The 14,545-nt window shown below is 48.5% G+C and carries 3 protein-coding genes; all 3 read left to right on the forward strand.

Features of this window, described 5'->3' with window-relative positions; all coding sequences use genetic code 11:
- Nucleotides 1-3,791 (forward strand): non-ribosomal peptide synthetase (locus tag KI350_RS22460; RefSeq protein ID WP_212930590.1); only part of this gene is annotated, 3,791 nt, incomplete at its 5' end.
- Between the two features lie 26 nt (nt 3,792-3,817).
- Nucleotides 3,818-11,512: a non-ribosomal peptide synthetase gene (locus tag KI350_RS22465; RefSeq protein ID WP_079289112.1), complete on the forward strand. Its 7,695-nt coding sequence runs from the start codon at nt 3,818-3,820 to the stop codon at nt 11,510-11,512.
- Nucleotides 11,513-11,528: 16 nt separating this feature from the next.
- Nucleotides 11,529-14,545: non-ribosomal peptide synthetase (locus tag KI350_RS22470; protein WP_212930591.1), on the forward strand; the 3,017-nt coding region annotated here is incomplete at its 3' end.

Raw genomic sequence — 14,545 nt, forward strand, 5'->3', positions numbered from 1 at the left:
ACAGCACGCTTCTTGCCCGGCTCAGCGGACAGGAGGATATCATCATCGGTTCGCCGATCGCCGGAAGGCCGCACAAAGACTTAGAACCTGTCATCGGCATGTTTGTCAACACATTGGCGATCAGAACGCATCCGGCCGAAAACAAATGTTTCAGCAATTTCTTAAGAGAGGTCCGCGAAACGGCGCTTGAGGCATTTGAACATCAGGATTATCCGTTTGAGGAGCTTGTCGACAGGCTTGATGTCGTCCGTGATATGAGCCGCAATCCGTTGTTTGACGCCATGTTTATTTTGCAAAACATGGAACAGCACGATATGCAATTAGCCGGCCTTCAAGTCAATCGCGTTCAAACATTTGCCCATCAAGTATCTATTTTTGACCTTACATTGACCGCTTGCGAATCTAACGGGAATATCCGTCTCGACATGGAATTCAGCACCGATCTTTTCTTAAAAACAACCATCGAGCGCTGGATGAAACATTTGCTTGTACTTTTGCGCCATATCGTCCATCAGCCCGAGACAGATCTTGCACGCTTCAATCTTCTGAACGATGAAGATCAATACCAAATTCTTGTTGAATTTAATCACAAACACCTTCAACTTCCAGAACGAACAGCAGTGTTTCACGAACTGTTTGAAGAAACAACAGCGAATAATCCTCAGCAAATCGCAGTCATTGAGGGCTCGAAACAGATCAGCTATCACCAATTGAATGGTCGCGCCAATCGACTGGCGCGGACGCTTCAAACAGCCGGAATCGGTCCTGGAAAACGAGTTGCGATTTTGGCCAATCGTTCGATTGAAGCCATCATAGGTGTTTTGGCCGTGCTGAAAGCGGGAGGAGCGTATATCCCGATAGATTCCCATTATCCAGAAGAAAGAATTCGGTTTTTATTAAAAGACAGCGAAGCATCTGCGCTGCTGGCCCAGGCTGAATATATAGATATCGCTTCACTTTTGACAGATGGCAGTATGCCTTGCATCCATCTTGACCATGAACATAATGGCCTGCACGAGGAAAATATAGTTTCAACAGCAACTCCAAAAGATACTGCCTATGTCATCTATACTTCGGGAACAACAGGAGCGCCAAAAGGAGTTGAAGTCAGACATCGCAATTTCACACATGCAGCGCTTGCTTGGCGAAGCATCTATGAGCTTGACCGCACACCGGCGAGAGTGCTGCAAATGGCCAGTTTCTCGTTTGATGTCTTTTCAGGAGACATAGCCCGGGCATTCTTAAACGGGGGAACGCTTGTGATTTGCCCGGATGATGTCCGAATTGAGCCCGAACTGTTATGTAAGCTGATGAATCAACAGCAGATTACATTAATGGAATCGACACCAGCCCTGGTTGTTCCCTTTATGGAATATGTTTACCGGCGGAAATATCGATTACCGAGCCTAAAGGTGCTGATTCTGGGCTCAGATATTGTCAGTGCACAGGATTTTTACACATTAAATGAACGATTCGGAAAAGAGATGCGGATCATCAACAGCTACGGTGTAACAGAGGCGACCATTGATTCAAGCTATTATGAAATCACGATGAGTAAAGAGCGCTATCACGATTTTGTACCGATCGGCATTCCGCTCCCAAATGTACAAATGTATGTTCTTAACAAGAACAAACAAGTTCAGCCCATCGGCGTCCCGGGAGAACTTTTTATTGGGGGGGAAGGCGTGGCCAAAGGCTATTGGCGAAAAGCTGAATTGACAAAAGCCAAATTCAGCGATCCTTTAGCGCAAGGTCGGCCGCTGTATCAAACCGGAGATCAGGCCTGCTGGCTTCCTGACGGCACCCTCCGTCTTTATGGGCGTCTTGATCAACAAGTCAAAATAAAGGGCTACAGAATTGAGCTCGAAGAAATAGAAAATGCGCTTTTGAAGAACGAGCATGTCAAAGAAGCGGCAGTCGCCATTCAAAAAGATATTGAAGGGAAAACCTATTTGGCGGCTTACGTCGTTCCTAAAGAAGCAGACATCATCGATCTGCGTTTAGATTTGGCAAAAAGGCTTCCGGCTTACATGATTCCAGCTCATTTTGTCGGTTTAGAGAAAATGCCGCTTACATTTAACGGCAAATTGAATAAAGACGCTTTGCCTGCTGCACATGTTCAGAGCTTGGAAACTTACCATGCCCCGCAAAATGAAAAACAAGCATTGCTATGCCGGATTTGGGAGGATGTGCTCCATGTACGGCAAGCCGGCATCACCGACTCTTTCTTTCAGCTGGGGGGAGACTCCATAAAAGCGCTGCAAGTGTCGGCTCGTCTTGCCGCTGAAGGATGGGATATGACGATTCGGGATTTATTTCAATTTCCGACCATTGAAGAACTGGCGAGTCACCTGACTCCGACCGTATCAATTGCCGATCAGGGACCTGTTGAAGGGAATGCCAGTCTAACACCTGTCCAGCAAAGGTTTTTTGCCTATCCTGGCGCCTTTGAACATCATTACAATCAAGCAGTCATGCTCACAAGTGAAAAAAGATTGGACGAGGCTGCACTGCGCCGGGCCGTATCCGCTTTAATCAAGCATCATGACGCCTTGCGGATGATGTTTAAAAAAGACGATAACGGACGCATCCTTCAATATAATCGCGGAATCAGTCAAACGGATGAGGATGGATTCAGCTTTAAGACCATAGACCTCGCCGATGAGACGCAGATTGCCGAACGCATAGAAGCGGAGGAAAAACGAATACAGCGGGCAATGCGTTTGGACGAAGGACTCCTTTGTCACATTGGATTGTTCAGATTGCGGGATGCAGACCATCTGCTGATCGCCATTCATCATCTGATTGTGGATGGTGTGTCATGGAGAATTTTGCTTGAAGATTTACAAACAGCTTATCAGCAAGCTTTAGCAGACAGAAAAATTAAATTGCCGCAGAAAAGCGATTCTTACGTAACATATGCAAACAGGCTGCATCCATTGTCAACAAGCAACGAACTGCTTGAGGAAGCGGCATATTGGGAGCATGCGATATCTTTTGAAACGACCGCATTACCAAAAGACGGTCACAGGAATGCGGACAGGCTGCAAAAAACGGCACTCACCGCTTCGCGCTTGTTAAGCGTGAAACTGACAAACCAGCTGCTGTTTCAGACAAAACAGGCATACGGCACAGAGGTGAATGAACTGATGCTGGCGGCCTTGGGAATGGCGCTTGCCGATTGGACGAAACGTGAGCATTTCCTTGTCAGTGTTGAGGGACATGGCAGGGAAGGACATGTTCCGGACATTGATATTTCCAGAACTGTAGGATGGTTCACCTCGATATATCCGGTTCTTCTGGACATGAGTGCACCGGACAATTCAAGCGAAAAAACCGCTTGCCGCATAAAAAACGTGAAAGACATGATGAGACGCGTGCCGAACCAAGGAACCGGATACGGGCTTTTGCAATCGTCTGGACGTATTCAGCACCGTGAACCTGAAATCTGCTTTAACTATCTCGGACAGTTCGACGGTCTCGAAGGAATGATGCGGATGTCTCCTTATCAGCCGCGCCACAACATTGCAGAAGAGCGGCCGAGAGAATTTGATTTGGACATCAATGCCATGGTCGTCAATCAGCGGCTTGATATTCAAACTGTCTATACCGACGTCTTTTCCAGGCGTACGATTGAAACATTTATGGATGGCTTCCATGACCGCCTTTGTGAGGTCATTGAGCATTGTTCCGCCAAGAAACAACGAGAAAAAACATTGAGCGATTACAGCAATAAACAATTGACTTCCGCTTCATTCGAAAGTATTGCCAATCTCGTAAAAGAACTTTAATTTCGCCGGAAAGGTGTGTGGCATTCATGGCGCAAGAGACAGAGATTCAAGATATTTATCCATTGTCGTATATGCAGGAAGGAATGCTGTTTCATTCACTGCTTCACCCTGATTCAAACGCCTATATTGAACAAATTTCCTTCACCATCAGCGGTGATTTGTGTCTGGATTCATTTCAGAAGAGTCTGGATCTATTGATTGAACGTTACGACATTTTCAGAACGATTTATATAAAAGAGGTGCCTGATCTGGACGGGCCGCAGCAAGTCGTTCTATCACACCGAAAAGTAGCTGTTCAGACGGAGGATATTTCTGCCTTGACGGCTGAACAACAGAATACGTTGATAAATAGCTGCAAACAAGCAGATCGGCATCAACGGTTCGACCTGCAAAAAGGCCCATTAATGCGGCTGACCCTGTATCAAACAGGAGAAAAACGACATACATGCGTCTGGACCCACCACCACATCATGATGGATGGATGGAGCTTAGGTATTGTGCTGCAAGATTTTTTCCATATGTACTACGCTCTAAGAAACGGCCGGCCTTTCCACCTTGGGAAGCCGGCGCCTTACAGCACATACATGACTTGGCTTCGCGGTCAGAGTAGAGAAAAAACAGCTGCCTTCTGGTCCGATTATTTGGAAGGGTACGGGGAGCCTGTCTCTGTCCCCGGTTCAAAAAGCAAAACAACAGAAGGCGTTTATACACCGAGTCACCTTCAATTCTCACTCAAGCCGGAAACGGTTGAAAAACTTTCCGATTTAGCAAGGCGATTGGGCGTGACGTTAAACACATTGTTTACAAGTATATGGGGCTTGCTTCTGCACCGCTACAACGCGACTGATGACGCTGTATTCGGCGCAGTTGTTTCAGGGAGGCCTTCCGCCATTGACGGGATCGAATCAATGGCCGGACTGTTCATTAACACGGTGCCTGTCCGGATTCGCTCTTCTGCGGGTATGTCATTTTCTTCACTCGCCAAACAGGTGCAAAAAGACATCCTGACTTGTGAAGATCACGGCTATTATCCTCTCTATGAGATTCAAAACGAGAGCGGCTTAAACAAAGACCTGGTCAATCATATCCTTGTATTTGAAAATTATCCCGTCCAAATGCAGAAAGAGGTTAACGGCTGGGAAGAATCGGAGGAAAACGCTCTTCATCTTGATCATTTTTCCACGTCAGAGGAAACCAATTACGACTTGAATATTGTCATTGTTCCCGGTGAGACCTTTTACATAAAATTCAGCTATAACGCCGAGGTCTATGATCAAACCGACATACTTCGGCTTCAAGGGCATGTAAAAGAAGTGATCGATTGTATACTATCAGATCCCGATCAATTGATCACAAGCATTGATCCCGTGCCACTCGCTGAAAAAAAACTGATTTATTCCTTTCACGGCAAACAGCGAACTTATCCGGATCAAACAGTTTATGAGCTGTTTGAAGAGCAGGCCGCCAAAACACCGAAACAAGAGGCGCTCAGATTCAATGAAACAAGCTGGAGCTACCGTGAATTAGATGAGCGAGCTAATCAAATCGCTCGTGCGCTAAGGAAAGAAGGCGCAGGTCCAAATCAAGTTGCAGCTGTTATGCTGCGCCGCTCAAAAGAAACTGTCGCAGCTCTTCTCGGCATCTGGAAATCGGGCAGTGCGTATATGCCGCTTGATCCGGATCATCCGCCTGAGCGGCTCTCGTTTCTCTTACGCGACAGTCAAGCCAAATGGCTCGTTACGCAACAAGAACTGCTCCCTTTTATCCCTGCGGATTACAAAGGAAAGATTGTCACAATTGAAGAAACAGACGCGGAACCAAAAGCCGCTCTTTCAGCACAGTCAGACAGCGAAAATTGGGCCTACATCATTTATACATCAGGGACAACGGGGCAGCCCAAAGGGGTGCTTGTCAGCCACAGAAGCATTTCCAATACATTGCAATGGAGACGGGAAGAATACAGGATGACAGACCGAGATATCGCGCTCCATCTCTTTTCATATGTGTTTGACGGGTCAATAACAGGTCTGTTCACACCGCTTCTGTCAGGCTCCTGCGTCTTGCTGACCGATGAAGATGATGCAAAAGATGTCGTGGCTATGAAACAGCTTATCGCCCAACACGGCGTCAGCCATCTGCTCTTCGTTCCTTCCTTATACCGCGTACTGCTGGAGACCTTGACAAAAACAGACGCGGAAACACTTCGGGCTGTGACATTCGCCGGGGAAGCCGTGACACCTGATTTAATCACCGTAAGCCGCGAGATTTGCAGCAACGCCGAACTGATAAACGAATACGGACCGACAGAAAACAGCGTGTCAACGACGGTGCTGCGGAATCTTCAGAAAAGCGAGCGATTGACAATCGGACGGCCGGTTGATAATACATCTGTCTATATTATGCACGGGAACCTCCTTCAGCCGATCGGTGCTGTCGGTGAATTATGCATTTCAGGAAAAGGCCTTGCTGAAGGGTATTTTCAGCAAAAGGAATTGACAGATCAAGCCTTTACCGCCCATCCCTTTCATGAAGGAGAACGGCTGTACAGGACAGGGGATAAGGCGCGCTTTTTGCCGGATGGAACGATCGAATACCTTGGACGCCTGGATCACCAAGTAAAAGTCAGAGGATTCAGAATAGAACTAGGAGAAATTGAATCCGCACTTCGCGGTATTTCCGGGGTAAAAGACGCGGCGGCACTCGTACGCACCACAGCAGATGGAGAACAGGAGCTTGCGGCTTATGTTGTGTTGCAAAAGGAAACAGAGCGCTTGGACCTGCATAGAGCCCTTGCCGGGAAATTGCCGGCCTATATGATGCCTGACAGCTTTACAATACTGCCCAAAATGCCGCTTACAACGAGCGGAAAGCTGGATCGCTCCGGTCTCCCGGAACCGGCACATTCAGGCGGGACAGACGTCATGCCGAAAGCGCCCCGCACTTTGCTGGAAACAGAGCTTATGTCGATTTGGCAAGACGTGTTGAAGCGGGAGCGGATTAGCATACATGATGATTTCTTTCAATTGGGCGGTCAATCTCTTAAAGCGGCGGCGCTTGTCTCAAAAATCTATCAGCGGCTTAATGTTCAGCTGCCGATTCGCGAAGTCTTTTCATATCCGACGATTGCCAGCATGGCTCCTGCAATAGAACGGGTCAAAAGTGAGACCCGTCCGGAGATAAAACCAGCACCGGAAAAAAATCTGTATCCTTTGTCTTTCGCGCAAAAAAGGCTCTATGCCCTGCATCAGCTGGCAAAAGACAGTACAAGCTACAACATGCCCGCTTGCTTGGAACTCTGCGGAACACTGAACCGAAAGCGATTGAAAGAAACTTTTGCATCATTAATCGACAGACATGAGGCGCTGCGCACTTCGTTTGTTTTACAGGACGGGGAGCCGATGCAAAAAGTCGTATCATCTGCCGAAGTGAAATGGACAGAGTTGCACATCCAATCCGAGAAATCGCTCAATGAAGTGTTGGAATCGTTCGTTCAGCCGTTTGATCTTGAAAGAGCTCCGCTGATCAGAGTCTGTTTAGCCGCGTTGAACAAAGACCGGCATTTCTTCCTGCTTGATATGCATCATCTCATTGCTGACGGAATGTCAATGAGCACGTTTATTCGTGAATTCTCGGCCATTTACAGCGGGAAAGAGCTGCCTCCATTGACACTGCAATATAAAGATTTCGCTGTATGGCAAAATGAACAGTTTTCAGCCGGGGCATTCGGCAGCCAAAAACAGTACTGGCTGGAAGTGCTGAAGGGAACGTTGCCGGTGCTGGACTTGCCGCTTGATCAAAAACGGCCGCTTCTCCCCGATTTTAGCGGAGACACTTTGACCACGCATATTGACAGGGAAACAGGGGCAAAGCTGCGCCAGTTAATGGATGAGACCGGTTCAACGTTATATATGGTGTTGCTGGCTGGCTTCTCAGTCTTTCTTTCTAAACTGAGCGGCCAAGAGGATATTGTCATCGGTTCGCCTGCACATGGCCGAGAACGCGCAGAACTTGATGGCGTGATCGGGATGTTCGTGAATACAATGGCGATGCGAAGCAAGCCTGAAGGGAATAAAACAGTCCGTACATATTTGAAAGAGATCAAAACACTGACACTTGAGGCTGTTGACAACCAATATTATCCGTTTGAGGAGCTCGTCCAACACCTTGACGCCCCACGAGAAGTGAACCGCAACCCGCTTTTTGACGCTATGCTGGTGCTTGAAAACGGCGATGATTTCAAGGTGGAATTACCGGAACTGACGCTTTTATCACATAAACTGCCGCATCACTCGTCAAAGTTTGATTTGACTTTGCATGCCGAAGAACAAGATGACGGTACGATCAGCTGTCATTTTGAGTACAGTACCGCCTTATTTGAAAAGGCAACGGTCGCGCGCTGGTCTGATCATTTTAAAGCGCTAATCGGCAGCATGTCGGCCAATCATGACATGAAACTGTCCGACATGCAAATGCTGACTCCGACAGAACAAAACATGCTGATCAATCCTGCCGGAGAAACGGCTGAATACCCGAGACAAGAGAACATCGCGAGTCTATTTGAAAAACAGGCAATGGCCGCTCCGGATCAAATAGCCGCCGTGATCGATGATCGGCAGCTGTCTTACCGGGAACTTGATGAAAAGGCTGAACGGACAGCTGCTGTGTTGAATGAACATGGTGTCGGTTCAGGGCAAGTGGTCGGTTTAATGACAGACCGTTCACTCGATATGCTGGTTGGGATTCTCGGCATCTTAAAAGCGGGAGGCGCTTATTTGCCGATCGACCCTGATTATCCAGCTGAACGGATCCGCTTTATGCTGAATGACAGCGGGGCCAAACTGCTGCTTACTCAATCCGGACAACAATGGGAAGAGCCTATAGACATACCTGTTTTATATATTGACGAGGCAGAAAAAGCCGCAGCGAAAAGGCGGCGTCAGCCGATATCAGCCGAACAGCCGGCATATGTGATCTACACATCAGGAACAACAGGAAAGCCGAAAGGTGTAGTGATTGAACACCGCAATGTGGTCAGCCTGATCAAACATGACGAGCTGCCTTTTTCATTCGGATCCCGGGACGTCTGGACGCTGTTCCATTCCTATTGTTTCGACTTCTCAGTTTGGGAAATATTCGGCGCTCTTTTACACGGCGGAAAAATTGTCATTGTCCCGAAAGAAACTGCCCGCGATCCCCATGTCTACCGGCGGCTTTTACAAAAAGAAGGCGTGACTGTGCTAAACCAGACGCCTACAGCTTTTCACGGGCTTATCGATGAAGAATTAAGGCATTCGGACCGCTTACAGCTCCGCTATGTCATCTTCGGCGGAGAAGCCCTGCAGCCCGGGATGCTGATGAACTGGATTGAGAAGTATCCAGAAACGGATCTCATCAATATGTACGGCATTACCGAAATAACGGTGCACGCCACGTATAAAAAGCTGACTCGAACCGATATGAAACACAATAAAAGCAATATCGGAAAACCTCTGGCAACCCTACAAGCCTATGTCGCGGACGCCTATATGAACCTGCAGCCTGTCGGTGTGCCGGGAGAACTGTATATCGCAGGCGCCGGAGTCGCAAGAGGCTATATCAACAGAGAAGAGCTGACCGCTTCCCGATTCATCACAAATCCATATGTCGGAGGTCAGCGCCTGTATCGTACGGGAGACATCGTCAAAAGGATGCCAAACGGCGAGCTGGAATATGTCGGCAGAAAAGATGCGCAAGTGAAGATCAGAGGATACCGGATTGAGTTGGGAGAAATCAGAAGCGCCCTTCAAGAACTGCCTCCAATCAAGGAAGCAGCAGTCATAACTAGAAATGACAAAGACGGACAGCAATCGATCTATGGATATGCGGTAACGGCGCAGAGTATGAATGAAGCAGAGATTCGTACATCTCTCAGAACGCTCCTCCCGGAATACATGATACCCGCGCGGATCATACAGGTTGACGAACTGCCGCTGACAGCTAACGGCAAGCTCGACGAAAATGCGCTGCCAGAACCGGCGACCAATCAGGGCGCAGGTGAAGATATAAGTCCAAGAAACGATATTGAACAGATGATGGCTGAGATTTGGGATGAGCTCTTAGGAATGGAGGGGCTCGGTGTGGACGCCCATTTCTTTCACCTTGGCGGAGATTCTATTAAAGCGCTGCAAGTATGCGCAAGGCTAAAGCAGCGAGGCTATGAAACAACGGTTCGTGAGCTGTTTAAACATCAGACGCTTGGCGAGCTGTCAAAGCGGGTAACGAAAGTCCGGCGCGAGATTGATCAAGCGCCCGTCAACGGCGAAGTGCCGCTGACGCCTGTACAGCACTGGTTTTTCTCACAATCTTTGTCACACGATCACTTTCATCAATCTGTCATGCTGCACAGTTCCGCGCGATTTGATGAAACAGCTCTGCAAAAAACGCTCGCCCATATCGTGGTCCATCATGACGCATTGCGGATGGTATGCGGATATCAAGACGGAGTTTTAACACAGTACAACAGAGCCGAAGAGCTTGCCAAAGAGGAGCTGTTTTCGTTTGAACTGCTTGATGTAAGAGAAGCAGGATCATTAGCTCAAGAGCATGTGATGATTGAAAGGGCCGCGGAACATATTCAGAAATCGATTCAGCTTCAGACAGGGCCGCTTGTTGCAGCCGGCGTTTTTCGCGGATCGGACGGCGATCATTTGCTGCTTGTAATTCATCACCTTGTCATCGACGGAGTATCATGGCGCATCCTCTTCGAAGATTTAACCGCCGGATACAAACAGGCCCTGGCGGGAAAAGAAATCGTGCTTCCGGAAAAGACAGATTCCTATCAAACCTATGCCAAGCGGCTGACTGATTACGCAACAAGCCGACCGCTATTACGGGAAATAGATTACTGGACTGAAAGGGAAAAAACAAGAGTTGAACCGCTTCCGAAAGATGCCGAAACCATTACGAATCTGCTGCAAGATACAGACACCATAGACATTCGGCTGACAAAACAAGAAACAGAGCGTCTGTTAACGGCTGTAAACAAGCCGTATACGACAGATACAAATGACATATTACTCGCCGCGTTAGGTCTTGCGCTTCACAAATGGACCGGCAATGATCGATTCAAAATCAGCTTGGAAGGCCATGGAAGAGAAGCGCATTTGGAGGATATCGATATCAGCCGGACGGTCGGCTGGTTTACCTCGATTTATCCTGTTTTACTCGATGCAAGCCTTCCGGAGTCCGCAGATGATCATGAGCGTTTCGGCTACCACATCAAGCGGACAAAAGACATGCTGCGCCGTATTCCGTATAAGGGCGTTGGCTACGGGGTGCTGAAATACATCGGCGGCATGTGGGAACCTGAAGATTTCCAGCGTCCCGACATCAGCTTTAACTATTTGGGACAGTTTGACGAAGATATCAAGTCGAGCGGATTTCGCGTTTCTCCCGTCAAAGCGGGGCATGAGATCAGTCCGGATTGGGAGCGGCCTCATCTTCTCGATATCAGCGGCGCCATATCTTCAGAATGTCTCGTCATGCACTTTGTCTACAACCGGCTTCAATATGAGAAAGAAACAGTACAAGCTCTAGCAGACCATGTTCAATTTTTTCTCAAAACGATCATCAAGCATTGCACAGAAAAAGAAAACCATGAAAAAAGTGCAACAGACTTCACTGATGAAGATTTAACTTTGGAGGAACTAAGCGACATTATGGGAGCTGTCAATAAATTATAGAAAAGGAGAGTCGCTGATGGTGCAGCAACCGGAAATACAAGATATCTATCCTTTATCTTTTATGCAGGAGGGCATGCTGTTTCACTCGCTGTTAGATCAGGAATCTAGAGCCTACTTTGAACAGGCATCATTTACGATAAACGGCTCGCTTGATACAGAACGGTTTCAAAAAAGTTTAGACGCGCTGATTGAACGCTATGATATTTTCCGCACTGCGTTTATACACAAAAATGTGGCAAAGCCGCGCCAAGTCGTGTTAAAAGAGCGGCAAAGCCGCCTTCAATTTGTTGATATTTCTCATCTGGACGAGGCGGCTAAAGAAACATTTGTCGATCAATTCGAACATGACGACAAGAAAAAAGGATTTGATCTGCAAACAGACCCTCTTATGAGAGTATCTATCTTAAAAAGGGCACACGAACAATATCATTGTATTTGGAGCCATCATCACATTTTAATGGATGGCTGGTGCTTTGGTATTGTGATGAAAGAATTTCTTGCGATTTACAAGGCTTTAGGAAAAGGGCAGCTTCCTGATTTTGAACCGGTTCAGCCGTTCAGCAAGTATATTAAATGGCTGATGCGACAGGATCGAAAAGAAGCTGAAGCCTTTTGGAAAACAAGGCTTGTCGATGTCAAACAAACCGCATCACTGCCCAAAACATCATCATCCTCAAAAGGAAAGCTTGAGCAGATGGCATTTACCCTATCTAAAGAACAGACTGAAGGGCTGCGAAAATTGGCCTTGCAAGCAGGCGCGACGCTGAATACGGTTTTTCAGGCATTATGGGGAATCATTCTGCAAAAGATCAACCGCTGTGATGACGCAGTCTTCGGCTCCGTTATTTCCGGGAGGCCGTCTGATCTTGAGGACGTAGAAAAAATGGTCGGGCTTTTCATTAACACCATTCCCGTCCGGGTCAAAAGCGGGCCGGAGTCCTTTTTGACATTGGTCAGCCACTTGCAGCAGGAGTCACTGAAAGCGGAAGCGTACAGTTATTATCCTTTATATGATATTCAGGCGCAAAGCACGCTGAAACATGAGCTGTTTGACCATATTGTCGTATTTGAAAACATACCGGCCCAGCGCGAAATTGAAAGTCTGAATCAAGCTGATGCATTCGATTTCACAGTCGATGATTTCGATATGGAGGAAGTTACCAACTATGGATGCAGCATTAAAATCATTCCGGGAAGCTCGCTTTATATTCGCATAAATTTTGATATCGGACTGTATGATCCAGCCATGATGAAAAAAATCGAACTGTATTTACGCCATATCATAGGCTCTGTCATCGCTGATCCCAATCAACAAATCGCACAAATTGCATTGCTTGGCGAAGAGACTGCCAAAAAGATGCTGTACGAATTGAATCAAACAGAGCCCGCTGCACCTTTAGCACCGACGCTGCATAGCTTTTTCACCCGCCGTGCAGCTCTGTCGCCGAACATGCCGGCGCTTCGTTTTTCCGGCGGTACCTTAACATATCGAGAGCTTGATCAGTATACCAATCAGCTCGCTGTCCGGTTGAAGAAAAAAGGCATTGCCAAAGAAAGTGTGGTCGGCGTCCTCGCCGACCGTTCACCGGAGATGGTGATCGCGGTGCTGGCTGTTTTGAAAGCCGGCGGCGCTTACGTGCCGCTTGATCCAGACTATCCTGAAGAACGGCTCAGATACATGCTCGCCGACAGCGGCGCCAAGCTTCTCGTCACAGGGCCGGGTTTGTCCGTCTCCGGTTTTGCCGGTGAGACGCTTGAAGTCAACCTGTCATCGTTTCAAGCGGAGACAGCGGAGACCGAATCGGTTTGCGTTCATACAGATGGCGGCTCACTCGCCTATGTCATCTATACATCCGGTTCAACCGGGACACCGAAGGGCGTCGCGGTTGAGCACCGACAGGCTGCCGCCTTTTTGTCCGGGATGCAGCGCCAGTTCCCATTAACTGAAGATGATGTCATCGTGCTCAAGTCATCGTTTTCATTTGATGCTTCGATCTGGCAGTTGTTTTGGTGGATGATTCCCGGCGCCTCCATGTATTTGCTTCCGCAGGGCTGGGAGAAGGATCCCGCTTTAATGACAGAAGCCTTCGTCAATGAAGGGGTGACAACGGCGCATTTTATCCCGGCGATGGCCAACAGCTTTTTAGACCAGGTCGAGATGGAAACAGAGGAGAAAAGGACAAGCCTTGCGAAAACCTTGAAACGCGTATTCGCCGGAGGTGAAGCGCTCGCTCCCCAGACAGCCGCCCGATTTGCCCGGTCTTTGCCGGAGACTGCGGTCATTCACGGCTACGGGCCGACAGAAGCTACGGTGGATGCCGCATTTTTTCGGTACGACCATGAAAAAGACAGGGAACGGATGCGGCTTCCGATCGGAAAGCCTGTACCGGGAGCCCGTCTTTATATTTTAGACAGTGAGAAAGCTGTCCAGCCCATAGGGGTGGCCGGAGAACTGTATATCGCAGGCGCGGGTGTCGCAAGGGGCTATTTGAACCGTCCGGAGCTGACAGAAGAACGGTTTCTCGATGACCCGTTTTATCGAGGGGAACGCATGTATCAAACGGGCGATCTGGCGAGATGGCTCCCGGACGGCACCGTTGAATGGCTGGGCCGCATGGACGGCCAAGTGAAAATCCGCGGCTACCGAATCGAACCGGGAGAAGTCGAAGCGGCGCTTCGCCAGATCGACGGCGTGCGGGAAGCGGCGGTTGTCGCCCGGACAGAAGGGGAGGAAACCGAGCTTTGCGCCTATATTGAAGGTCAGGATCAAAAGACCGCAAGGACAGAACTGGGCAAACGCCTGCCGGTCTATATGATGCCTTCAGCCTTCATCGAGATGGAAAAGTGGCCTGTCACACCGAGCGGAAAGCTTGACCGCAAGGCGCTGCCCGCTCCCGACGGAGCGGCTGAACGACGCGCTTACACCGCGCCGCAAACCATCACGGAAATGAAGCTCGCCAAGCTTTGGGAAGAGGTGCTGAAATACGGCCCTGCCGGCATTCGCGACCACTTTTTCGAACAAGGCGGCCACTC

It is taken from the genome of Bacillus sp. J41TS8 (assembly GCF_018333035.1).
Taxonomy (GTDB): Bacteria; Bacillota; Bacilli; order Bacillales; family Bacillaceae; genus Bacillus; species Bacillus paralicheniformis.